Source organism: Methanothermococcus jasoni (assembly GCF_049075655.1).
In the GTDB taxonomy this organism is placed as follows: Archaea; AGJL01; Methanococci; order Methanococcales; family Methanococcaceae; genus Methanofervidicoccus.
The window spans coordinates 1,174,622-1,199,328 of the sequence record NZ_CP157522.1 but is presented as its reverse complement, the minus strand read 5'-3'; the positions used below and the strand labels follow the sequence as shown (position 1 = coordinate 1,199,328).

16 protein-coding genes are annotated in these 24,707 nt (G+C 31.2%); 5 read left to right on the top strand and 11 right to left on the bottom strand.

Annotated features, from left to right (window positions below; genetic code table 11):
• Positions 1–39 precede the first annotated feature (39 nt).
• A complete protein-coding gene (locus Mjas_RS06370) occupies positions 40–3,630 on the bottom strand; it encodes an ATP-binding protein (RefSeq protein ID WP_421077339.1) in 3,591 nt (1,196 codons plus the stop codon).
• A gap of 275 nt (positions 3,631–3,905) precedes the next feature.
• On the opposite strand from Mjas_RS06370, the gene Mjas_RS06365 reads away from it, so the two are divergent.
• The 3 genes from Mjas_RS06365 to Mjas_RS06355 all read left to right on the top strand — a co-directional run bounded on the left by Mjas_RS06365 (position 3,906) and on the right by Mjas_RS06355 (position 7,376).
• The gene (locus Mjas_RS06365; RefSeq protein ID WP_421077338.1) at positions 3,906–5,207 is read left to right on the top strand and encodes a pyridoxal phosphate-dependent aminotransferase; all 1,302 of its coding nucleotides are present in this window, start codon (positions 3,906–3,908) and stop codon (positions 5,205–5,207) included.
• A gap of 166 nt (positions 5,208–5,373) precedes the next feature.
• A complete protein-coding gene (locus Mjas_RS06360; protein ID WP_421077337.1) occupies positions 5,374–6,132 on the top strand; it encodes a bifunctional fructose-bisphosphatase/inositol-phosphate phosphatase in 759 nt (252 codons plus the stop codon).
• A 20-nt stretch (positions 6,133–6,152) separates the two neighbouring features.
• On the top strand, positions 6,153–7,376 hold the full coding sequence (locus Mjas_RS06355) for a radical SAM protein (RefSeq protein ID WP_421077336.1): 1,224 nt from the start codon (positions 6,153–6,155) through the stop codon (positions 7,374–7,376).
• Positions 7,377–7,389: 13 nt separating this feature from the next.
• Here the strand turns inward: Mjas_RS06355 and Mjas_RS06350 are convergent, their stop codons facing one another.
• The 4 genes from Mjas_RS06350 to cbiT all read right to left on the bottom strand — a co-directional run bounded on the left by Mjas_RS06350 (position 7,390) and on the right by cbiT (position 12,856).
• Entirely contained in the window at positions 7,390–8,367 is a 978-nt protein-coding gene (locus Mjas_RS06350) for a methanogenesis marker 12 protein (protein ID WP_421077335.1), read from the bottom strand.
• Between the two features lie 116 nt (positions 8,368–8,483).
• Positions 8,484–10,517 (bottom strand): ATP-dependent DNA helicase, encoded by a 2,034-nt coding sequence (locus Mjas_RS06345; protein ID WP_421077334.1) that lies wholly within the window; start codon positions 10,515–10,517, stop codon positions 8,484–8,486.
• A 102-nt stretch (positions 10,518–10,619) separates the two neighbouring features.
• Positions 10,620–12,179, bottom strand: a complete 1,560-nt coding sequence (glgP, locus tag Mjas_RS06340; RefSeq protein WP_421077333.1) for an alpha-glucan family phosphorylase — start codon at positions 12,177–12,179, stop codon at positions 10,620–10,622.
• Positions 12,180–12,301: 122 nt separating this feature from the next.
• Positions 12,302–12,856, bottom strand: a complete 555-nt coding sequence (cbiT, locus tag Mjas_RS06335; protein WP_421077332.1) for a precorrin-6Y C5,15-methyltransferase (decarboxylating) subunit CbiT — start codon at positions 12,854–12,856, stop codon at positions 12,302–12,304.
• 149 nt (positions 12,857–13,005) lie between these two features.
• Between cbiT and radA the strand changes: the two genes are divergently transcribed.
• Entirely contained in the window at positions 13,006–13,974 is a 969-nt protein-coding gene (gene radA / locus Mjas_RS06330; protein ID WP_421077331.1) for a DNA repair and recombination protein RadA, read from the top strand.
• 80 nt (positions 13,975–14,054) lie between these two features.
• Here radA and Mjas_RS06325 read toward each other — a convergent pair whose 3' ends face one another.
• Positions 14,055–15,506 carry a methanogenesis marker 14 protein gene (locus tag Mjas_RS06325; protein ID WP_421077330.1) on the bottom strand — a complete coding sequence of 484 codons (1,452 nt, stop codon included), beginning with the start codon at positions 15,504–15,506 and terminating at the stop codon, positions 14,055–14,057.
• 818 nt (positions 15,507–16,324) lie between these two features.
• Positions 16,325–21,901 (bottom strand): DNA topoisomerase I, encoded by a 5,577-nt coding sequence (gene topA, locus Mjas_RS06320; protein WP_421077329.1) that lies wholly within the window; start codon positions 21,899–21,901, stop codon positions 16,325–16,327.
• 176 nt (positions 21,902–22,077) lie between these two features.
• Between topA and Mjas_RS06315 the strand changes: the two genes are divergently transcribed.
• Entirely contained in the window at positions 22,078–23,361 is a 1,284-nt protein-coding gene (locus Mjas_RS06315; protein WP_421077328.1) for an MBL fold metallo-hydrolase, read from the top strand.
• Positions 23,362–23,366: 5 nt separating this feature from the next.
• On the opposite strand, the gene hypA is transcribed toward Mjas_RS06315, so the two are convergent.
• Genes hypA through Mjas_RS06295 form a run of 4 tightly spaced genes read right to left on the bottom strand, consistent with a single transcriptional unit; the run spans position 23,367 to position 24,706 of the window.
• Positions 23,367–23,750, bottom strand: a complete 384-nt coding sequence (gene hypA, locus Mjas_RS06310) for a hydrogenase maturation nickel metallochaperone HypA (RefSeq protein WP_421077327.1) — start codon at positions 23,748–23,750, stop codon at positions 23,367–23,369.
• 57 nt (positions 23,751–23,807) lie between these two features.
• Complete coding sequence (locus tag Mjas_RS06305; RefSeq protein WP_421077326.1) at positions 23,808–24,203, bottom strand: Zn-ribbon domain-containing OB-fold protein; 396 nt, start codon at positions 24,201–24,203, stop codon at positions 23,808–23,810.
• 12 nt (positions 24,204–24,215) lie between these two features.
• On the bottom strand, positions 24,216–24,389 hold the full coding sequence (locus Mjas_RS06300) for a CooT family nickel-binding protein (RefSeq protein WP_421077325.1): 174 nt from the start codon (positions 24,387–24,389) through the stop codon (positions 24,216–24,218).
• The gene (locus tag Mjas_RS06295) at positions 24,389–24,706 is read right to left on the bottom strand and encodes a hypothetical protein (RefSeq protein WP_421077324.1); all 318 of its coding nucleotides are present in this window, start codon (positions 24,704–24,706) and stop codon (positions 24,389–24,391) included. Before Mjas_RS06295 ends, Mjas_RS06300 begins: the two co-directional genes overlap by 1 nt.
• Position 24,707: the final 1 nt, after the last annotated feature.

Here is a 24,707-nt window from a genome sequence, read left to right as displayed (position 1 = left end):
TTTTTAAAAATAGAATTTTTATTTAAATTGCATCTTTGCTTATAACTTAACACCTACAATCTTACTTAATCCATCTTCCATATAAACTCCATAAAGTGTATCCGCCTTACTTATCATCTGTTCTCTATGAGATATTACTACAAATTGAGATTCCTTTGACGCATTTTTAATCATATCACCTATTAGCGTCGCATTTTTTGTATCAAGTGCCGCATCAACCTCATCAAGCACATAGAACGGTGCAGGAGTTAATCTCTGAATAGCAAAGAGGAATGCCAGTGCAGTTAAGGATTTTTCCCCACCACTCATCACATCTAAACTTTGAAGGCTTTTGTTTCTCGGTGAGGCATCGATTAAAAGTCCTCCTTCAAATGGATTTTCAGGATTTTCTAAACTCAATTTTCCAGTTCCTCCAATGTCCTTATATATCTCCTCGTAATTTTTGGCAATCTTTTCATATACTTCCATAAATACCTCTTTCTTCCTCTTCTCAACTTCTTCGATTAATTGAAGATATTTTTTCTCATCTTCTTCATATTCTTTCCTTTTATCAAATAACTCTTTATATCTTTCTTCTATATACTCGTAATCCTCAATAGCCCTCATGTTTATTGGTTCAAGTCTTTTTATACTATTTTCAAGTTTTATGACATACTTTTCCAGCTCATTTATTTCCATAGCACTTATTTTATTAAATAATTCATCAGACACATCTTCGATTTTTTCACATAAATAAAGTTTTTTCTCTTCATCTTCCAATCGAGTTTCGTATTTTGCCTTATCAATCAATAGTGTGTTTATTTCTTTATTAATACCGCCAATCTTTTCAATAAGTTCTTTTTTGTTATTGTTTAGTTCCTCTATTTGCTTTTCATACATTGCCTTTTTCTCAGTGAGCTCTTCCAAATCTTTGGTGAGCTCTACATATCTCTCCTTCTTATCCCTCAAAACTTGCACATTTTTTTCAATATTGTTCTTATAAAACTCTATATTTTTTTGAAGCATGGCTATTTTTTCATTTAATTCTTTTATTTTCTCAGTAGTTTCTGCCATCTTAGGAATGAGAACTTCTTTTATAAGAACTGCATTTCGTTTTGTATCATTTTCCAGTTCATCCTTCTTTTTACTAAGTGTTTCTATTTCACCCTCCACATCCCTAATTCTTTTTATAAGTGTGGAGTCTTCGTATGATTTCAGTTCCTTCAATACCCTTTCCCTCGTGGATATTGTCTCATCGATTTTATTTTCAAGATTTTTTATTTTATGCTCTAATTCTTCTTTTAAATCTTCCAGTTCTTCCAGTTCATCCCCAAGTTTTTTATTTATCAGCTCAATTTCTTTTATTTTTGTATTATTATTTTTAATAATATCCATTTTTCTATTTTCATTTTCTTTTATAAGTCTCAATTTATTTTCTAATTCCATCTTCCTAGCGGAATATATGTTTATCTTTCTGCTAATCTCGTCAATCTTGTTATTTATTCCATCAGCACCGTTTAGTTTATTTTCTATTTCCTTTAACTCATTTGCAAGTTTTTCAAGCTTTGAAGTGTCTATTTCAACCTTTATATTTGAAGACCGCCTGATACTTCCCCCAACCATAGCACCAGAAGCCTCCACAACATCCCCTTCAAGAGATACGAACCTAACTTTATACTTTTTTGAAAGATTCTTCGCAGTTTCCAAATCCTTTACAATAATGGTGTTTCCAAACACATAATTGAATATGTTTCTATATTCCTCCTTAAATTCCACCAAATCAACGGCTCTTCCAATTACTCCATCCTCATTTATGTGGCGTGGTTCATTTCCCCTTATTCTGTCCATAGGTAAAAATGTAGCCCTTCCAAGTTTGTTTCTTTTTAAATACTCTATCGCCCGAGCTCCGTCATCCATCCTCTTAACTACGATATGGTTTAACCTTCCTCCCCCTGCAATTTCAATTGCTGTTTTATACTCATTTTTTGTTTTTCCGAGATTTCCAACAATATCCACAACGCCGGGAAGTTTAGCGTCCAATATGCTTTTTATTGTGCTATTTACATTGAAATTTTCCATCTCCTTTAATGCCTTAATTTTTGCATTTTCCTTGGCGTATTCTGAGTATAAGTTATCTCTTTTACTTTGGAGCTCCTTCTTCTCATCCTCATATTTTTGCAACATCTTCTTTGAAAATTCCAATTCCACAACAATATCTTCAAGTTCCTTATAAAGAGTTTTTGTATCATCGGTATTTTTATTTATTAAATTAAGCTCTTCTTTCAGTTTTTCAATAGTTTCATTGTTTCGTTTTAAATCAAAGGATTTTTTATTTATTTTCCCATCTACATCGTTTAATTCAGTTCTTAACTTGTGCAGTTCCTTTTGGTATTCATTTAATCTCTCGGAAAGCTTTCTTTCTTGCTGTTTGAGTATGTTTATGTGAGTTTCACTTTTCTCCACAGATGATTTTAAGGAGCTCCTTTCATCCTCTAAATTTTTTATGGTTTCTTTGATGGTTTTTATTTCCTTTTCCTTTTCCATCGTTTCTTTTCTTATATTGTCTATCTTTTCCCGAGTTTCATTTAATTCCTTTTCTTTAATTTCTAACTGAGTTTTTGAATTCTTTAAATCATCCAAACTATTGTTAAGCTGTTTCTTATCATTTTCAATATTTAATTCAAGTTCCTTTATGGACTTGTGGAGCTCCATTACTTCCTCGTTTCCCTTTTCCTTTAATTCATTTATAATATTTTCAAGCTTATTTTTTAAATTAAGTATTTCACCATCTATATTATGCATATCGCCCTGAAATTTTTCCTTTAATTCTTTTAGGGCATTTATATTTTTTTCAGTATCTTCCAGCACAACTTTTAGGAGCTCTACCTTTTTTGAAGTAAGTATGTATTTTGTAGTTTTCAACTCCTCGCTTAGTTTTAGATACTTCTCCGCATCATCCTTTTCTTTTTTAAGTTTTTCAAGGTTTGCCCTTACTTCGTTTATTCTTATGTCTATTTTTTCAATATATTCCCTCGCTTTTTCCAATTCTTTTTGTGATTTTTCCTTTTTTTCATCATATTCCGAAATCCCGCTTATTTCATCAATTACCTTTCTTCTTTCCCTTGGGGACATTTCAATTAATCTTATAAGGTCTCCTTGAAGAATAATATTTAATCCATCCCCACTTAGTGAAATTCTGTTGAATATGTCTATTATTTGGGATTTTTTCATTTTTTTTCGTTTTTCTATTGGTTTGTTGTCTTTTCCTTCTTTCTCTTCTTTACCTTCCTTCCCTTCTTTCTTCTCATACCATATTAAATAGTAATTGTTATCTCCCTTTAATTTTACCTTTCTCGATATTCCAACCTTGTCAGAATCTATTGGAATCTTTCTATCCTTATTATCAAAAAATAAAATCACTTCTGCATAATCTGCTCTTTTGTTTTTGTGATAGGTAATTAACTCATTGAATTTTCCTGCCCTCAGTGATTTTGCAGATGTTTTTCCAAGAACAAAACATATTCCGTCGATTATATTTGACTTCCCTGAGCCGTTGGGACCCAATATTGCCGTAAATCCAGAAGGTATTTTTAATTTGGCGTTTTTAAATGATTTGAAATTTTTTAAATGAATCTCGGATAAATGCACCATGTTTTTCACCAATTTATGTATGAAATTAAATAATACCTATTATTATTTAAATTTTTATATAATAACCATTAATATGCTATTTTTTAGAAATATATAAAAAATACCTGTTATATAATACCGCTCTATTTTAATTAAATAATCGAAAGTATTATATACTATAAACTCATTTTTCCTTAAATACATTTAATTTTTTAAGGAAAGGTAATTAAATAGGACTCTATTTAACATAAATGAAAATAATAATAAAATCAATAATAATATAACAATGTGATAGGATGAGAACAAATATTATACACGAAGGAGCAACCGAGCTCACCTATGAAATAAGAGAAATTGTTGAAGTTGCAAAAAAAGTGGAGAGCTACGGACTAAACATTACATGGGAAAACATAGGAGACCCGATTATAAAGGGAGAGAAAGTTCCAGACTGGATAAAAGAGATAATTGCAGAAACAGTTATGGAAGATGATTCATACATATACTGCCCAACAAAGGGACTTTTAGAGACTAGGGAATTTCTTGCAGAAGAGAACAATAAAAAGAACGGAGCTCAGATTACAGCAGATGATATAATATTTTTCAATGGGCTTGGTGATGCAATTACAAAAATATATGGATTATTAAAAAAGGAATCAAGAGTAATTGGACCTTCGCCCGCATATCCAACCCATTCATCAGCAGAAGGACTACATGCAAGATGCCCGCCCCTTATGTATAAGATGGATGAAAACAACAACTGGTATCCTGATATGGACGATTTAAGAAATAAGGTTAAATACAACCCCTCAGTATCTGGAATATTGGTAATAAACCCCGGAAACCCAACTGGTGCAGTTTATTCAAAAAATGTATTGGATGAAGTTGTAGATATTGCAAATGAATACGATTTGTTTATACTATGCGATGAGATATACCATCATTTAGTTTATGATGGCAAAAAGCACACATACTTATCAGAAGTAATAGATGATGTGTGCGGAATATCTTTAAAGGGAATATCAAAGGAGCTCCCGTGGCCTGGTGCAAGATGTGGATGGATGGAAACCTATAACGCAGATAAAGACCCAATATTTAAAAAATATGTTGAAGGTATCTGTAAATTTAAGATGATTGAAGTGTGCTCTACAACCTTACCTCAAAAGGTCATACCTAAGATTATGAGCAATCCGAAATTCCATAAATACTTGGATGAAAGAAGAAATTACTATGAAAAAGCTTCAAACTTTGCATACAATAAATTAAAACCTATTGATGGGCTCATCGTAAATAAAACAAACGGTGCCTTTTACATGGGGGTCGTGTTTGACGAAGAATATTTAAATGATAATCAAAAGCTAAAAATAGAAAACCCTGAGCTCAGAAAATATGTTGATGAAATATCAAAGGGAAAACCTCATGATATGAGATTTGTTTATAATTTGCTGGCATCATCAGGTTTATGTATTGTTCCGATGTCGTCCTTTAACTCTGAACTAAATGGATTTAGAACAACACTTCTTGAAAGGGATGAAAATAAATTAAAATGGACTTATGAAATCCTTGCGGAGAAGATAGAAGAGTATTTGAATAGCAATTAATATATTTACACCAATAGCAATAGAAAAGAAATCCACCGATAATATCAAAAAATTTTATTTTTCAAATATTATTTTAAGTACCGTTGATAAATATTATATTTAGTATATTACAAGTTATTTTTTATTTTTTAAGAATTAATAATCCATTAAAAATGAAGGAGAAAATATGAACTGGAATGAGCTCGGATTGAAAATAGCAAAAGAAATTGAAAAAGATGTAATGCCATATTTTGGTAAAAAAGAAGGAGCCAAAATTGTCGGATATTCCCCAAGCGGAGACACTACCGAGTTAGTGGATAGAATAAGTGAAGATAATGTTTTAAAACACTTAAAACCATTAAATGTTAATATCGTGAGCGAAGAAACTGGGACAATAGATAACAATAGTGAATGGACTGTGGTAATCGACCCAATAGACGGTTCCTTTAATTTTACAACGGGATTTCCATGTTTTGGATTTTGTTTTGCAGTATTCAAAGATAACAATCCCTATTATGGTTTAACCTATGAATTCTTAACAAAAAACACCTATGAAGCATTTGCTGGGAAGGGAGCATTTTTAAATGGGGAAAAAATCAAGGTAAAGGAATACAATGAAAAAGAAGCGGTAATAAGTTATTATTCAAGGAAAAATTTAAATTTAATCGGAAAGGTTAGGCGGGTAAGGATTATGGGGGCATTTGGTATCGAGATGGCGTATGTTGCAAGGGGAGCTCTCGATGGTATATTTGACATAAGACCCTATGTGAGAACAACGGACATTGCATCTTCCTATATTATTTGTAAGGAAGCTGGGGCAATAATTACCGATGAAAACGGAGATGAATTTAAATTCAAATTCGATTTAAACGCAACAGATAGATATAATATAATTGTTGCAAATGATGAAAAATTGCTGAATATGATTTTAGAAGAAATTAAATAAAAATAAATTAAGGTATGATTATGGATATTGAAGACTTACAAAGATGTTTATTTAAAAATATTAAAAACCTTCCAGTTGGATGTCAATACTGTATAAAAGGAGAAAAGCTCGTTTTATTCATTACAGGGCTATGTGGCGAGAACTGCTTTTACTGCCCAGTTTCAGAGAACAGAAAAGAAAAAGATGTTATCTATGCAAACGAACGGAAAATAAACTCAGTTGAAGAAGCTATTGACGAAGCTCACCTATGCGGAAGTAAAGGAGTAGGCATTACTGGCGGTAATCCACTGTTAAAAATAGAACGAACCTGCGAATATATCGGAGCTCTGAAAAATGAATTTAAAGGCTCAAACTTTCACGCTCATTTATACACAACACCAACTCATTTGGATGAGGATAAATTAAAAATGCTTAAAGAGGCAGGACTCGATGAAATAAGGCTTCATCCTACAAAATTCTTCAACAGATACAGCAAAAAAGACTTTGATAGTGATGAGTTTAAAAACTACATGGATGATTTCCTAAATAAGTTAAAATTATGTATTGAATATATAAAAGATGTGGGCGTAGAAATCCCTGCAATACCAAACTATAAAGAAGAGATTATTTATTTAGCGGAAGAATTGAACAAAATCGGCGTAAAATTCCTAAATATTAACGAATTGGAATACTCTGAAACCAACTACAACATTTTAAAAGAGAAAGGATTTACAGAAAAAAACGATTTTGCATCAGAGATTTTAGGGAGTGAAGAAACAGCCCAAAAGGTAATTAATTATTTCAAAGAAAAAGGGGAAAAGAAAAAAGAAGAAGAAAGCGAAGATAACAATTATGGATTTAACCTTATTATCCATTACTGCCCATCTGCTTTAAAAGACGGCATACAGATGAAAAATCGACTTATAAATAGAGCAAAAAACATAGCAAAGGATTATGACATAATCACTGATGAAGGGCTAATATTAAGGGGCATAATATCCTTTAAAAATTTGGATGATATTAATGAAATAATTGATATATTAGAATATAACGAAATTCCGTATGAAATAAACGGCAATAATTTATATTTAAATTCTTATGTTTTGGAGGATTTGATTGACGAATTAAAAAATATAGATTATGATATAAATTTCAGTGCCTATATTTCCGAGAGATACCCAACAAGCGACGGGCTGGAAGTGGAAAGAACGCCGTTAATCGTTAAAAAACGAAGTTTAAAAAGCATAAGAAAAAGGAAAAAATAAAAAAAGAATAGTGTTAGTAATCCACACTTATTCCTAAAATATCTCTTTCCCCTTTCAATATATCCTCAGCTATCAGAGCTCCCCCAAGAGCTCCGCTTTCCCCCTCCAAAACAAATACATTTCCACCTAAATATTCTTTTAATTTCTCTGGAACTTCATATTCTTCCGTAGTAGCAATAGAACCTGCTAAAATTATATTTTTACCTTTATTTAAGAACATTAGGGAACTTATTTCCATAGCAACGCTTAAAATAAGGGAATCTATTGCAAGGCGGCATCTTTCATCTGTTTTGTAGTTTTTTAAAATTTCTGCCTTAGTATCCTCTACACCTTTGTATCTATCCCTAACTATTTTTATCGCCCCAGCAGTTGAAAATGCTTCATTTGCTGTGATTTTGTGGCTGTCGATGTCCCTTATCATCTCCAAATCGATTGGACCATGTAATAGCCCTATGGCACCAATACAGGCATCGAATCCCCCAAAAATCTTTTTATCCTTTATTAATAGGCTCACAGTATTTGAAGAAATATCCGATAATATAAAATCATTAAATCCAAATGTTTTATATGCTGTGTATGCTATGGATATTTTTTCTGGTGATGCCACATGAGAGAATAGAGCTCTGAATCTTTCATCCATACATTCCGTATTTTTATGCAGTCCGGGAATTACTACCGCAGGAATCCCTGAGTTTTTTATTTCATCATAAACCTTTGTTCCTCCGCCTATTTTTTCTCCAACTCCTTCTATGTTTATTACTCCTCTGTTTTTTACCTTCTCTATCGGAAGTATTTTATTTATCCCATCTCCCATAGAGTAGCATACTGAAATAAGGTCTATATCCTTTAAATTGATATAATTTTTTAATTCCTCTAAAAAAGATTTATTTTTTAATTCAGTCCTTCCCATTTTAAAAAATGTGTTTTTATTATTTTCCCTTATACATGCCTTTATACCCGATGTTCCATGGTCTATTCCAACTGTAATCATTTTATCACCGAATAAATAGTTAAATAATGGTTAATAAATACTAATAATATTAATGACAATGAATAATACCAATAATATCAATAATAATTAATAAATAATTTTATTTTATTCATTTACTAAGATTTAAAATCATTCAAAAACTTAGGGATATATTCAACTGCTTTGTCTATATTCATAGATACATAATTATCCTTTAAATATCCTCTTTTTTTCATCTCCTCGGCAACCCAATCATTGAATCTCTTATCCTGAACAACCACAACGCCGTAATCATCCTCAGTTCTAATCAATCTACCAATCATCTGAACGATTGTTCTTGACATAATATGGAATGAAGTCATTAAAAACGCCGTCCAATGGGCATTTTTACTACTTACATTTTTCTTTTTCAATCCCTCTTCAAGTAGTTTCTGCTCACGATTCAATAAGGGTGTTGGAACTGGAAAAGGAAGGCTGTCAATTATCACCATTGTTAAGGCGTCTCCCGGTATATCCACACCTTCGGCAAATCTTCCTGTTGCAAGAAGTATTCCTCCGTCTCTTTCAAAGCGTTCCTTTAATTCCTTAGCCTCCTTTCCATCCATGCCTGACTCATAACAATATATTTGTTGATTCAATTTGTTGCTGTTATTTATTAAATATTTGTATGTACTGTTTAAATCCTCAAAGCTTTTAAACAATACCAAACTGTTGCATTTTGCAGATTTTAACAGTTTAAATATATTTTCATTTGCCTTTTTTCGTTTTAATTCTTTTCTACCGTCATACTTCATATCCTCTCCATCACTTAGAGCGATGATTTTTTTCCTGAGCTCCGAAAAAGGACTATCTAAAACAAGTGTATTGGACGCCCCCATTCCAGTTTTAAGGGCATGAACCTTTAAATTTCCAATAGTGGCTGAACAATGTATTACTGTTGCATCTCCATAAAGTTTTTTAAGGTAGGATGAAACAAGGACTGGCTCACATAGTAGTGAGCTCCCATTCCTGTATATTACAAAGTTGCTGTTTGTAGTTTTTAAGTTCTTTATATTGTCTATAAACTCCATAAGTGGCATATCAGATATTTTTTTATTGAATATAAATTGAAATTCCAAAGGAACCAGTGCCTTATTATCTATCTTAAATTTAAGGTCTTTTTTATCCAGTTCTTTATTTTCTTCAAGAGATTCTATTTTTTTCTTTATATCCAATATTTGATAGTATCCATCTAAAAGAGTTCCCAATATTGCCACATCCTCCTTTAACTTCCAAGAAGTAATGTGTTCTCCATCAAATATCAATGTATTTTTACAATCCTCAATATTTGCATAATTTGAGACATAATTGTGAATAATCTTCCAAAAACCTTCGTTATATTCATCATTATATATATTTAAATTATTTGAATTGTTATTGCTGTTGTATTTATCGCTAAGTCGTTTAAAATACTTCCTCAAAGTATTTGGCGCAAAATGGTATGCCATAAACCTCAGTCTGTTAAGTGCTATCTCTGGATTTATAGATATGGTTGCGGAATTTCTTATGCTCCCTTCAAGCTTATGAGCCTCATCGCAGATTATTATATCAGTGTTTCTTTTTGCATCAATTTCTTCCTTTATGTAGTAGTAGATGCTGTTGTTCATTACAACTATATCGGCATTTAGGCATTCAATTTTTGATTTTTGATAATCGCATATACAAAATGGACAGAAATATTTTGTAATCCCGTCTATTGTAAGGGGTTCCTTTTTTGTTCCACATACACAGTATGGTTTTTTATTTGGTCTGTGGGGACATTTTTTATTTAATTGACAGTATAGTCTATTCGCTTTATCTCCTTTTGATTTGCAGAAGAAATTGCCTTTTCCCATCATAAAGGATACTTTTAAATTGTGTTTCAGTGAATTCAAATCTTCAAAAATTCTTTCCTGTTGGTCAATTGTTTCAGTAAGTACCATAACTCTTTTTCCCTTCTCTGCAAAATATAGCGATGGAATGAGATATGAAAGGGTTTTTCCAACTCCTGTTGGTGCTTCAACCACCAAATTCTTTTTATTATTCACGCTGTTAAATATGGTTTCCATCATCTTTATTTGCTGAGCTCTTATATTGTAGTATGGAAATTTATTTTTATAATATTCTCTAAATTCATAAATGCCTCTATCCATTAAATCACCAAAAAAATAAAATAAATTTAAAGTTATAAAAATGAATCGATGGAATAGATAACAATGCTAAATAATAATTATAAAAAAAGTAAATGATATATTTTATTTATACATTTTTTCAGCATATTCCTTAATCATTCGCTCTGCATCGAAATATTCAACCACATGATTCACACAGTCGCATGCCTTTTTCCACCATTCATCTGTATCATACATATTTGATGCTTTTTCAAGCTGTTCATACATGCACTTTGCCTCATAGTCATCATCTGTATGCACTCCATCTCCTATTGTGAAACTATCATCTGGATACATTTCAGTCCATTCAACATGCCAACCATCAAGTGAGCTCATGTGTATAGAGGCATTCATTGAGGCTGTTATTCCGGATGTTCCTGAGGCTTCATTAGGTCGTTTTGGAGTATTTAACCATATATCAGAGCCCATCTTTAATAATTTGCTTAATTTTAATTCATATCCCGTTAATATCGCTGCACCTTTTAAATCCCTTGTTTTTGACACTATCCAATTAAACGTAATCTGAGCATTTGTATCGCTTGGGTGTGGCTTCCCAGCCCAAATTATTTGAATTTTCTTATCCTCTAAAAGTTTTCTTAGTCGATTTTCATCATACAATGGCAAGTAGGGTCTTTTGTATCCTGCAAATCTCCTCGCCCATACCACCGTCATTACATTCGGGTCAAATAACTTTCCAGTTTGGTCAGCAACCTCTTCAAACAGCAATTTTTTCATTTGCATCTTTCTTTTTCTTAATTTATTATAATCATAATCTTTTGCAGCATCTCTTATAATGGGGTCCTGCCAATAATATTTATCCTGAGCATTTGTTATATATGTTATAGGACATTTATCTTTTACCCAACTCCACATGTCTTCAGTTGTTTTCTTGTGTAATTTTGAAACTGCATTTGCCCTTTTAGACATTCTTAATGCTGCAACAGTTAAATTAAATGGATTTCCTCCAAGTTTTTCAGCAAGTTTTATATCAACATTTCCAAAGAATCCCATATTTTTAAGTAGATTAATATCCTGTGTTTCATTTCCTGCGGGGACTGGGGTATGGGTTGTGAAAACTAAATGCTCTTTTACATAATCAAGACCGTATTCTTCAATCATTTTAAATCCTAATGGCAGAGGATGGGCCTCATTTATATGATACAGTTTAACATCTTCACATTCTCTTATGACTTTGTAGCCACCTATTCCTAAAACAATTTCTTGGGCGATATGTGTTAAATTATTTCCATCGTATAAATTATAGGATATTGTTCTTGATAGATGGTCATTTTCAGGAATGTCCGTTGTCAAAAAGTATATTGGGCATGTTCCAAACACATCTTCTTCAAGTTTATATACCTTTACCCAAACTGTGGTGTTATTTATAGTTACTGGAATTTTTAATTTGATATCATCCAAAAATTCATAATATTTTCTGATATAATCAACCTTCATTCTGCCTTCTTTATCTCGCACCTGGTCGTAATATCCGTAGCTCCATAACATTGATACTCCAACAATTGGATACTTTAATCTTTTGGCAGCTTTGAAATGGGAACCTGCTAAGAACCCTAATCCTCCCGCATAAGTTTTTAAAGGCTGGTCTATTGCAAACTCCATACAAAAATAAGCCGTAGGTTTCATAAAATCTTCCCCCTTATATTGTAAAAATATATTAAAATAAAAATTGAGATTGGATTTTTATACCATATTTTTTAATTTGTTTTAATTGTTATTTCATACCTATTAGTTATTTTTAATTATTTTTATTTTTTCATTTTACACGTTATTATAGTTATAGGATTTCTTGATATCATCATATGTCCCGCATTTATTTTTTTCCCATAACTAATAGAAACATTTACAACATCTACATCATATATATCATCATCACTATTAAAATTATTTATTATATTCACAGCATTTTCAAGCACTATTGTATTTGCCACAATGTGTTTCACATTTTTTTCTTTTAATATATTTAAAATATTAACTATATTTTTTGTTCCACCAATAAATGCCTTGTTAAATTCTAAATCAAATAAAACATCCTCTGCATTCCCTTTTATTACTTCACAATTTTTAATATTAAATCTTTCCAAATTCTTTTTTGTAGTGGTTATGGCGTCATCTACGCTATCGATTGCATAGACAAATTTGCACCTTCTGGCTATTTCAACAGTCATTCCTCCACTACCGCATCCAATATCAACAACAACATCATCAGGTTTTAATTGTAATTTACCAGTGCTTATCGCCCTTATTTCTTCTTTTGTAAGTGGAACGCCGTCCATTCTAAAAAAATCGTCATCTTTAATCATTTTTGCACCTATTTATATAGTGAAAAATTATAAATAGTTCGTCATATATTCTATATTTAGTGAGATGTGTTAAATATTTATCACTCAAAATATAAATATATTGATATAATATTCGTTAATAATTATGATTAATAAATATAGGTGAATATATGACTGATAATTTAACAGATTTACCTGGTGTAGGACCTTCAACTGCTGAGAAACTTATTGAAGCTGGATATATAGATTTTATGAAAATCGCTACTGCAACTATTGGCGAGCTCACAGACATTGAAGGAATTAGCGAGAAAGCAGCTGCCAAAATGATAATGGGAGCGAGAGAATTATGTGATTTAGGTTTTAAAAGTGGTGCAGACCTTTTAAACCAGAGAAAGAGTGTATGGAGATTATCCACAGGTAGTGATGAATTAAATAGGATATTAAACGGTGGATTGGAAAGTCAATCCATTACTGAATTTGCAGGCATATTTGGAAGTGGGAAAACACAAATCATGCATCAGGCATGTGTAAATCTTCAATGTGAGGATACAATTTTTGCAGATGATGAATGGATAAATGATGGTGAATTATCAAATCCAAAAGCAGTTTATATAGATACAGAGGGAACATTTAGGCCTGAAAGAATTACTCAGATGGCCGAAGCTCTTGGTATAGATGGCCAAAAGGTGCTTGATAATACATTTGTAGCTAGGGCATACAATTCAGATATGCAGATGCTTTTTGCAGAAAAAATTGAAGAGCTCATAAAATCAGGAAACAACATAAAGTTGGTAATTGTAGATTCACTGACAAGCACATTTAGAAATGAATATACTGGAAGAGGAAAACTTGCAGAGAGACAGCAAAAACTTGGAAGGCATATGGCAGTTTTAAATAAGCTCGCTGACCTCCACAACTGTATTGTTCTTATTACAAACCAAGTTTCAGCAAGACCTGACGCATTCTTTGGAGCTGCTGAGCAGGCAATTGGAGGACATATCGTTGGACACGCTGCAACATTTAGATTCTTTTTAAGGAAAGGAAAAGGAGATAAAAGGGTTGCAAAATTATACGATTCCCCTCATCTCCCAGATGCTGAGGCAATATTCAGAATAACGGAAAAAGGAATTCATGATTAAAATATATTTTTTTAATTTTATAAAAAAATTAATAAGTGTATTTTTATTTTTTATAATATTTTTATTATTTTTATTATCTTTTATTTTATCATTCCTCTCTGTTTCTGCCATTTTCTTCTTTCACCTAATATACATCTATCTCCTCTATTTCCTCCAATTGGATTTTTTGGCGTTCCAAGGCAATTCATACATCTTGCCATAATGCTGGAACCTAATGCAAGACCATCTTCAACAAACACAATATTTTCCTCTGGTTTTTCCCAAATATTTAATTCCCCTAACTTTTCGATTATCAATTTAGGCTTATCTCCTGTGATACCTGCCCTTCCAGTTATTCCAATTGCAGTTTTTTCATTTACAAGACCTTTTTGGTTTGCAAGCTGCACGAGTTTCTTGGTTATTTCAGCCGATACTATATCAAGAGTATATAGCAGTGTTGGAATATTGCTTTCCTCCATAACTTTTCTTCCAATCTCTTCCAGTTTAGGAATATCGCTTCCATTCTCCCCAACATCACAACCTATTAATGCAGTTCCCGCTTTCTCTGCACTTTCAGGATTTACCGGAACAGTTCCAAATCTTTCCATATTTTTTGGAACTTCACATATTTTTATATAATTATGTGCCTCTTCTGCATATTTTTCAGCAAGTTTTATATCTACCTTGCCCTTTTCCTTTTTAATATCTAATGCGGCTCCTTTGTTTTTATTTACTAATCCACTACCTCTAACAATGGCATCGGCAATAGCCCCAGCTAAACCGCACAGGTTTCCAACAACATTTGCATAAGGTTTATTATCATTTGTAATCCTACCTGCAAGCGTAGTTCCAAAATCAATACTCATACATGGATTTCTGAAATCAACATCTGTCCATTTTGCACCTACTTTTATTCCTGCTGTAACGAGCTCACCTTCCATTTCATTTGCCACGACTTCCTTGCCAGTTGGTGGAACAACCCCAGTAACTGCACCATCAAATATTATCTTATCCATTAATGTATAGTTATCAAAAGGTTTCGGAAGTTGATTTTTGGTCATTGCGGGAGCCATTTTTGATGGTGGAATTCCTGCCTTTAAACAGCCATCTGCAAGTGCTATAATCATGTTGCTTATTTCCTCAGGAGATGCAAATCCTGCTGTAACCCCAGTACTTCTAACAACAAAATGCAAATCATCAATTGTTAGATTTCCCTTGTTTAGAGCTCCGATTAAAACATCTTTAACCATGTCAGAAACTGCCTCTTTTGTCAATTCTACTCCCCAAAGTGTTTTTCCAAATACTTTTTCTCCCTTTTTAGGAGCTCGCACATCTCTTGTCATCTTTACATCTTTGCTTATTAAGTAAGTAATTCCTGTTTCCATGTTTGTTCCGGTAATGATGGATTTTGTTGTGGTGTTCCCCAATTCAACGGATGCCACTATATAATATGGATTTTTCTTTAATTCTATTAAATCCACTGTTTGCGACTTTGCGTAGTGTATTTTAGGAGCTTTCTTAAAAATAGACGTGATTGTATCAAAAAACCCCATATTATCATCCTCTTTTTATATATTTTTGTATGTGTCATTATTATGAACATTAGTATTAATAACATATTTACTTTTATAATTTGTTTTTTATTGTATAAAAATATTGATAATAGAAAATAAAAAACTAATAAGTTTTTCACAATTTATACTTAGATTAAATATGATTGTAGGAGCTCTACTACTGATTAGATTTTAGTTATAAAATATGGTTTTGAAGATGGGAGATGGGGGATTTCACGGTTCTTTGGAATAGTTAGAATTTCTTAAATTAGTATTTATCCTTGGCAAATAATCTTATTTTTGATTTTATTGATTTTATGTTTATTATTTGTTATTTTAAGGATTAATATGTAATCTCGGATTGATGCTTTTTTAATATTATTTTATTTATTTAAATTTAATAATTTATAGGGATTTTTATTAGGTATGCCGTATCTTTGGCTGTTTTAAGTTTTTCCTTGTGAATTTTTTAAATTTTTAAAAAATATGGATATAATACCATTTATTTCTTTAAACATTTGTAAATTACCTGTCGTAAATCATCTTAAAACTATATATACTCTAAAAATCATTGTGATTCGAGACTCGAAAGTTTTAAATAGAAGAAATGCAAAGGTATTTAGTGTAAAATAAGGAATATTTTAAACTGTTAAAATCAGACCATAGTGGGATGGAAATAAAGATGACTTTGATTGGTTTGTAAAAGCATTGAAAAGTTAAAATCAGACCATAGTGGGATGGAAATAAAAATTTATTTAAAATATCAACTAAAAAAATAATAACTTACAAAAAATAGCAAATTATTTTATTCTTCTTTTTTATTTTTTATTCTCCTCTTTTTCTTTCTTCCCTTTCTTCTCTTTATTATCATCGTTCTTTTTGATTTTTTCAGTATGCCTGCACTTTGGGTAATTGGAACATCCTATAAATTCCCCAAATCTTCCCTTCCTTATTATTAAATCTCCGCCGCAGTCAGGACATTTACCTACTATTACTTTTTCATGTTTTTCAGCTTCATTTTTACCGTTCAGCTTTTCCGTATATCTACACTTTGGATAATTTTCACAACCTAAAAATACGCCATAAATTCCTTTTTTAATTATTAGCTTTCCACCACATTTTGGACAGGTTTTTTCAGCTTTTTCAGCTTTTTCTATTTCTTTTTTCTCTTCACTGGATATTTTTGAAGGACATTCTGGATTTATACAAACTTTCTGTTTATCTATGCTTATCACCGGAGCTCCGCAAACTTCACAGGTTTCATTTAAAACCTTTATTCTTCCCTTCTGAGGTAATGGATAAGTTTTTGTGCATTCTGGATAGTTTGTGCATCCTATAAATCTTTTTTTGCCTTTTGTCCTGATTATTATCAAATCCCCGCCACATTCGCACTTACCAACAGTTTTTAAAGATTTGTTTGTTGCATCTATCTTTTCCACCAGTTCCTTTCCAATCTCTTTTTCCTTCTTTTTAACCTCTTCAAGTATCGCCCTTAACTTATTTTCAGCATCTTTTAAAACGGTCTCTTTTTTTATAGTTCCTTTCTGCAATCTATCCAGTTTCTTTTCCAGCTCTCTTGTCATCTGCTCATCGATTATTTCAGGGCAGTATTTTTTAAGGGTTTCAATTACTGCTATTCCTAAATCAGTCACTTTTAATGAGCCGTCATCGATTAAATATCCTCTTTTTACAAGTTTTTCTACAATGTCGGCTCTGGTTGAGTTATGAACCACAATGCCATTTGCTATAAAATTTGAATACTTTGAATTTACTATGTCATAAACATATCCATTATAGTCAATAATTTCAATGTTTGATATTGTTTTTGTAATAAAGTCCTTATTTATGACTTTTTCACCAATGTATTTATAAAATAAATCATTAGGATTTAATTTACATTTGTAGATAATTTTTTTTCTGGGATATTCGCTAATACCAACGGTAATTTTCTCCACAATTCCATTGTTAATTAATTCTCTCAAATAATCTCCAATAATTGAATCAGATATATTAGCAATATCTCTTATTTCTTTTGAAGTTAGTCCCATTTCATTGTGTCCCAATGCCGCTATTATGGATTTTTCTTTCCATACAATCGAATTCTTTTCATCGCTTCCAGCGTATTTATTAGATAGTGCATTAATTAACTTCTGTTTTTTATCAACTGAAATGAATGGTATTTTATTTAAAAACTTCTGAGTATTTTTTCTTCCTTTAATATATAGTTTAAATTGATTTTTATCAAGTCTTGATTCGATGCCTAATTCTAACAGCATCTTTTTAATATCTTCTAACAAATCAAAATTTGTATTTGATATAAACAATTTGCATTCATTCTCAACTACGCATCCTTCATCATCAAACAACGCTCCAATGTATTCTGGATAGAATTCTTTTGGGAACTTAGGGGCATTCTTATTGACAATTTCAGGAAATAGTATTGCAAGCACTCTTCCAACTACTGCTGGGATTTGCACATAATATTTTTCTTTGCAGTATCTTGTTTTATTTTTTACCAATTTAGGTTTTGCTTTTTTAACGGTTAATCTAATACCAAATACATTTTCCACATCATCAACGAACTGAGTAATTAAATCCATATCTGTGTTGTGGTATCTAAAATCATAAACATTCTCCTTTGTTATTCCTTTTTTATAGATAGAGCCATCCCCTACTAAATGAGATATAATTCTAATCAATGAACTTGAATATCCTAATGGAAATGGGTTTTTAATTGATAGTTTTGGGTTTGTAGAAGTTATATATTTTGGCTTTTTCAGCCCTAATCGATTAAACAAATACAACGGAACTCTTTTATTTTCTTCATATTTCCAAGTTTGAGTATAACTAATTCCAAATCTCTCTGAAAACTTATGTTTTGATAGGTTTAATTTTTCTCTTAAATCCTTAACTTCATCAGTTAAACCGTATAACTTTGATTTTTCATTGCATTTTTCAACAAATTCATCCCAATTACAAAATATTTTTCCTTCTTTATCAGAGTATTTTATTGAATATATGCACTTCATCCCCTTATCTAAATCTTTGGTTCTAACATATTTAATATGCTCTTTATTATCGTATATTAAAATTGGATGTTCGTCAGTAGCTTCAATATAACTGCCATCATTAAATTCAATTTTATAAACTCTTTCATTATCACATAATTTTCTTCTACTAATGAATTCAAATTCACTTTCTACAATGTTTCCATTTTCATTATATGAGATACATTTAATTTTATTATTGTTGGTGGCAAATTCAACATTATTTTTGCAAAATTTCTCGTTTAGCATTTCAAATAATTCTCCAATTTTTAAATTTTCAATTTTATCGTTAATCTTGACCTTAATTAGTGTATCAGAAGTTAAACATTTTGTCCCCAACTGTCTATTTTCCAACTCCTTTATAATTGATGCCATTGTATATCTTTTAGGTGGTTTTGTTTCCTTTCTTTCAATGGTTATCTTTTCAACAGGTATTTTATTGTTTTTTCTTAAACTTGGGAGCTCCTTTTCATCAAACTTTGTGAAGTAATATATCTCATGCCATCCTTCTTTTACAGTTCTTGAACCGCTGAGTTTAAAGTTTTCACCGCCAATGTTCAATACTACATTGATATATTCCCTTTCTGCATCATCCCAAAAGGTTGCTAATGTTCTTCTTACAATTAAATCGTATAATTTTTTCTCGTCATCAGCCAGCGGCTCTTTTGGAATATCTACAAAGTGTATTGCAGGGTGTGCAGGGTCGCTTTTTTTACCTTCTATTGGCTTCCTATTTTCATTTAAAATGAGCTCGGCATATTTTTTATAATCCCCATGTTTTAAAATTTTAGTTAAAATATCCTTTATGTAATTTTCATCCTTTGGAAGTTTTTGAGAGCTTGTTCTTGGATATGAACAGTTATGGACAATTACCCCATTTGCTATGAAATTATGATATGTTTCAACTGTTAAGTCATAGACTTCACCCTCATATTCAATTTCTTTAATTTCTTTAATTTTTGATATATACACATCGCCTTTCGATATCCTTTTTAAATCGTTATCTGTTAAATATTCAGAAAGTTCCCTTAATTTGTTTAAACTTAACCCTTTATTTTTTGAAACTTGGTTTGATAAATTGAATTTTTGTATTATTCCTGATTTAAATTTATTTTCCCAATTTGCATAAATAATGCTGTAATGATGAGAGTATTTTTTATAATCCCTAATGGATAATTCTTTAACTTTTTGTAATTCATCTCTTTTAACTCTGATATGATTTATCATTAAATCATAAAACTTACCTGCATCTTTTGAATATATATTTAAGTCGTGTCCTTCAATTTCTCCAGTATTATTTCTCTTTGTCCATATATATCCGCCGATTCCTAAAAACTGCAATATGTTTTTTATTTTCCTCAAAACATTTATATTTTTTGATGTTAGTTTTATTTGTGGTGAGTTGTTATTACATCCTGTTTTTTTAATGCTAAAATGTCCATCAGCATCATAGTATCCCGCCAATAGTGATGCAATATAATTAACATCTTCAAACACAATATTTGGAATATCGAATATCTCCGTTTTGTTTCCATATGGACAGCCCAATACTTCAAAAATCCTTGTTAGTGATTTTGAAGATATGTGTATTACCTTGTATTTATCATATCTCCAATTTAAGTTAAGACTTTCGCATGATTGTATTATAGCGTTTATTATTTCTTTTTCCCTACTCCTGTCCTTTGCAGGTATTGTTATCTTCCCCTTATTCGCCAAATGCCCATCTCCAATGACATACCCATAAAGATACCAAAAATCATTGGTGAATTCAATATTTACGGGAATTGTGGAAGTTCCATAGCAAAATCCTAAATAATTACTTTCTATGTCTTTTTTTGAAATAACATCTTTATCAATTAAGTATTTTATAATCTTTATTGGTATTTTTCCTGTCCTTAAATATTTATAGTATGTCGGTTCTTTAATTCCAAATATCTCCATAATTTGTTTTCTTGATTTATCACTTGCTATTAATTTTTGAATCTTTTTTGTGAGCGATGGTTCTATAAGAATGTAATCCTTATCGCCATTTAAATTTTCCAATATAAAATCAATAAATTTAGTTTTCCTACTGGATTCGAAAATCTTTGATTTTTGTAGTTTAGAATTAAATCTTTTTTCGGAAATATTTATAAACATTATTGTCTGTTCGTTTTCTTTTAGTTCCTCGGAAGGGACAAATATTAATCCATCCCTATATACCAAAACTGGATGTTCTTTTGTTGTGATGAGCTCAGTTCCATCATTTAATGTAATTTTTATTAATTTTTCTTTTACAGTCCTTTTTAAAAGTTTATATCTGGATTTTGTTAATTTTAAATCATCATCTAAACATAAAACTTCCCCTTTTTCATCCAAATCCTTGATTTTTTTAATTCCATTTGGTAGTGCTACTAATGTATCAGGATGAAGGCATAATCCTTGCTCATAAAGTTTCTGTGCAATCTCCTGCGTCTTTTTTGGTGAGAATCTAAATGCCCTATGTGCTTCCCTTTGCAATGTCCCCAAATCAAATGGTGGATTTGGTTTTATCTTTTTCTTAGTTTTTTTAACACTTGAAACTACTGCCTCTTTTTCACCCTTTATTTTATTGTAAATTTCATTAGCTTCCTTTTCATCCCAAAATTTATCCTTTTCATGAATTGCCGTTATTTCGTCCTTTAAGAGAGCTCCGATTACCCAGTATGGTGTTGGGACAAACTTTCTTATTTCCAGCTCCCTATCAACTAAAAATGATAGTGCAGGACCTTGAACCCTACCTGTGCTCATTGTCTGCCATCTATTGACTGCCCTTATGGACTGCATCAGAGCTCTTGAAACATTTATACCATAATACCAATCTACCTTATGCCTGCTATCCCCCGCATCAACAAGCCCGAAATCTATTTTATCGGGATTCTCGTATGCTTTAACAATTTCATTTTTAGTTAAACTTGAAAATCTCATTCTTTTTGCATCTTTTTTTCCGCAACAGTAATATAGTGCATGATAACCAATTAATTCTCCTTCAATATCCCAGTCTGATGCTATGTAAAACTCATCAGCTTCTTTTGCAAGTTTTTTCAGCGTGTTTATATATTTTTGAACATATTCTTTCCCCTTTATAGTTGAAGCAGGAGCCCATCGTATGTCAAAAACAGGATATTCTCCAAATTTTTTCTTTTTATCGGTTTTTACTTCTTCCAATGTAAATAAATGTCCAACAGCAGATGCAACGATTATTTTTTTTCCATTCCTTTCCAATTCGTAGTATGGAACTCCGTTGTCTGATTTCTTTTTAGGATTCCCCAGTGCATTTGCTATTTTTTTTGCCACATTTGGTTTCTCACAGATTATCAAATCAGTCATGATTTCACTTTCTCGTTTAAAATTTTCATAAATACCATTTTTGATATTAAATGGTATATAAATATAACACAATATAGTTTTAAACCGCTATGTAATTATATGATAACCACACAATATATAATAATAGATATAGATAGATATATACTGATAGGTTAAAAAGTAAAAGAGGGGATTATATGGATATTTTATTTAGGGGAGGAGCAATGGAAGTAGGAAGAAGTTGTATAGAAATTAGAAGTGATAACAGCAATATACTCCTTGACTGCGGGGTAAAATTGTCTGAGGATAATTCGGAATATCCAATATTAAATAAATTGTATCCTGATGCTGTTTTTGTATCACATGCTCATCTTGACCATACAGGTTCTTTACCTATACTATCTCATTTGCAGATGCACTGTCCAATATATTCAACTTCAATGACAAAGGCTCTGACAAAGGAGCTCCTAAAAGATTCATTAAAAATAGGCATAGAGGAAAATAGAGAGCTCCCATTTAATAAGGGAGATATTAACAAAACACTCCACCATAATAAAAATGTGGAATATGGAATCACATATGCCATGAGGGATTTTGAATATACATTTTTTGATGCTGGACATATTCCAGGAAGTGCTTCAATTTATTTAAATTATGCCAATAACAAGAAGGTTCTATACACTGGCGATATTAAGCTTTCAAAAACAAGGCTCACAAATGGGGCAGATTTAAGTTTTTGCGATAATGATATAGATATTTTAATTATTGAATCAACATACGGAAACAGATGTCATCCTGATAGAAAACAGCTTGAAAAAGAATTTTTAGATAAAGTAAAAGAAACTGTGGAAAGGGGAGGGGCTGCAATAATTCCTGCCTTTGCAGTTGATAGAAGTCAGGAGGCAATTTTAATGCTCAGCAATTTGAATTTGGATAATCCAATATACCTTGATGGAATGGGGGCAAAGATAACAAGGATTATGTTAAGGCAGCACCCTAAATACATTCGGAACCATAAAAAGCTTAAAAGAGTATTTTCAAATACCTATGTAGTGGAAAGTGATGAGAGGCACCATGTGATGAAAGATTTAAAGGAAAATGGTGGTGTAGTAGTCAGCACTGCTGGGATGCTTAATGGAGGACCTGTGATAAAATATATAAGCAACTTCTGGAATGACCATAGGAGCTCCTTGATATTCACAGGTTATCAAGTAAAAAATACTGCTGGAAGGATACTTCTTGAAACTGGAAAATTTCCAATTGGAGAGATGTTAATAGAGCCAAAATTTGAAATATCCTTTTATGAATTCTCCGCACATGCAGGTATGGACGAATTAAGAACAATCGTAAAAAAGACAAATCCTGAGAATCTAATAATACAGCATGGAGAAGAAGATTCTATAAATGCATTTAAAGAATGGGCAATTGGAGAAGGATTTAATACATTTACTCCAAGGTTATGTGATAAAATAAAAATATAATTTTTTTATTTATCTTCATCTTCGAATTCTACAACTGCATTTTTTATGTTAAACTCTTTTCCACCTTTTATCCTCAAAGATAAACTCCCACATCTTGGACATGAAACATCAAATTCATCTTTTGCTTCTAAATCTCCTTCATATCCACAATTATTACATACAATATGCGCTTTTACAAATTCTGCCACCATCTCTGCACCTTCACATATTGTGGATTCTGCAATTACTTCAAATGCGAATTTTAACTGCTCAAAGTTTATAAATGTCAATTCTCCAATCTCTAAATTTATTTTAGAAACCCTTTTAACTTTTTTACCTTCTAAATCTTGATTATTTATTGAATCTAAAATTGTATTCAATATTGATGTTGCATAGGACAATTCGTGCATTATTACACCTTAATAGATAATAACTAAAAATAATTTAAAAATAATATAAATAATTAATTATAATTCTTCAACAGGTCTGAATTTATATCCGTAATTAATCACTCCATCCTTACCATCTTCTTTTATCCTTCTGAATGCCACTTCCACAGGCATGCCAATTTGAACTTTATCAATATCGCAATCAACCTGTGCAGTTAGTTTTGGACCCTCATCTAATTCTATTATTGCTATTACATAAGGTGCCAATTTTTCAAAATCCTTTGGTGGTGTGTGTATTATGGAATATGTATATATTTTTCCTTTTCCGCTGAGTTTGTATTGTTCAATATCTCCTTTCCTCCTACATTTTGGACATACATTTCTTGAAGGAAAATAAACTGTCCCACAAGTTTTACATCTTGTTCCTATAAGATTGTATCTTTCATTAATATGTCTCCAACTTCTTACCACCATATATTATCACCATTAATTTTTTATTACTATTTTATTTTCATTTAAATCAATCTTTATTATTTCCCCGTCGAGCTCCTTCACATCACCAAATAAATCAACTGCTATTATTTTACCATCCTTTTTTTCAACAACCATGACATCCTCCATGGTGAGCTCGTCATTTACATACAGGTTGAGATTACACATTATTTCACCTTATTAATTAAGGAGGAGTTTTTTAATTTATCACTAAATTCTTCTAATTTTTCCCTATATTGAATATATAATCCAATCCCTATGACCATTAAAATAATTATTATAAATTCACACACTAAAATATATATTGCCAAATCTCCAAGTAATATATAGGATGATATAACCATGAACATGCCCAATAATAGAATATTAAGCATAATTTTTCTAAATCTTTTCATTTCTATTGATTTATCAAATAGTGTGAATTTTATGAATTTTACCAACTTTTTAGTGAAGAAATTAGATTTTACACCCATTCCCATAACCATA

What these genes read in the sequence shown, in the direction of transcription:
- radA (WP_421077331.1), top strand. Translation starts at nt 13,006, where the DNA reads ATGACTGATAATTTAACAGATTTACCTGGTGTAGGACCTTCAACTGCT.
- Mjas_RS06300 (WP_421077325.1), bottom strand. Translation starts at nt 24,389, where the DNA reads ATGTGTAATCTCAACCTGTATGTAAATGACGAGCTCACCATGGAGGAT.
- Mjas_RS06315 (WP_421077328.1), top strand. Translation starts at nt 22,078, where the DNA reads ATGGATATTTTATTTAGGGGAGGAGCAATGGAAGTAGGAAGAAGTTGT.
- Mjas_RS06325 (WP_421077330.1), bottom strand. Translation starts at nt 15,506, where the DNA reads ATGGGGTTTTTTGATACAATCACGTCTATTTTTAAGAAAGCTCCTAAA.
- hypA (WP_421077327.1), bottom strand. Translation starts at nt 23,750, where the DNA reads ATGCACGAATTGTCCTATGCAACATCAATATTGAATACAATTTTAGAT.
- Mjas_RS06365 (WP_421077338.1), top strand. Translation starts at nt 3,906, where the DNA reads ATGAGAACAAATATTATACACGAAGGAGCAACCGAGCTCACCTATGAA.
- Mjas_RS06345 (WP_421077334.1), bottom strand. Translation starts at nt 10,517, where the DNA reads ATGGATAGAGGCATTTATGAATTTAGAGAATATTATAAAAATAAATTT.
- topA (WP_421077329.1), bottom strand. Translation starts at nt 21,901, where the DNA reads ATGACTGATTTGATAATCTGTGAGAAACCAAATGTGGCAAAAAAAATA.
- Mjas_RS06360 (WP_421077337.1), top strand. Translation starts at nt 5,374, where the DNA reads ATGAACTGGAATGAGCTCGGATTGAAAATAGCAAAAGAAATTGAAAAA.
- Mjas_RS06350 (WP_421077335.1), bottom strand. Translation starts at nt 8,367, where the DNA reads ATGATTACAGTTGGAATAGACCATGGAACATCGGGTATAAAGGCATGT.
- Mjas_RS06305 (WP_421077326.1), bottom strand. Translation starts at nt 24,203, where the DNA reads ATGGTGGTAAGAAGTTGGAGACATATTAATGAAAGATACAATCTTATA.
- cbiT (WP_421077332.1), bottom strand. Translation starts at nt 12,856, where the DNA reads ATGATTAAAGATGACGATTTTTTTAGAATGGACGGCGTTCCACTTACA.
- Mjas_RS06295 (WP_421077324.1), bottom strand. Translation starts at nt 24,706, where the DNA reads ATGGTTATGGGAATGGGTGTAAAATCTAATTTCTTCACTAAAAAGTTG.
- glgP (WP_421077333.1), bottom strand. Translation starts at nt 12,179, where the DNA reads ATGAAACCTACGGCTTATTTTTGTATGGAGTTTGCAATAGACCAGCCT.
- Mjas_RS06370 (WP_421077339.1), bottom strand. Translation starts at nt 3,630, where the DNA reads ATGGTGCATTTATCCGAGATTCATTTAAAAAATTTCAAATCATTTAAA.
- Mjas_RS06355 (WP_421077336.1), top strand. Translation starts at nt 6,153, where the DNA reads ATGGATATTGAAGACTTACAAAGATGTTTATTTAAAAATATTAAAAAC.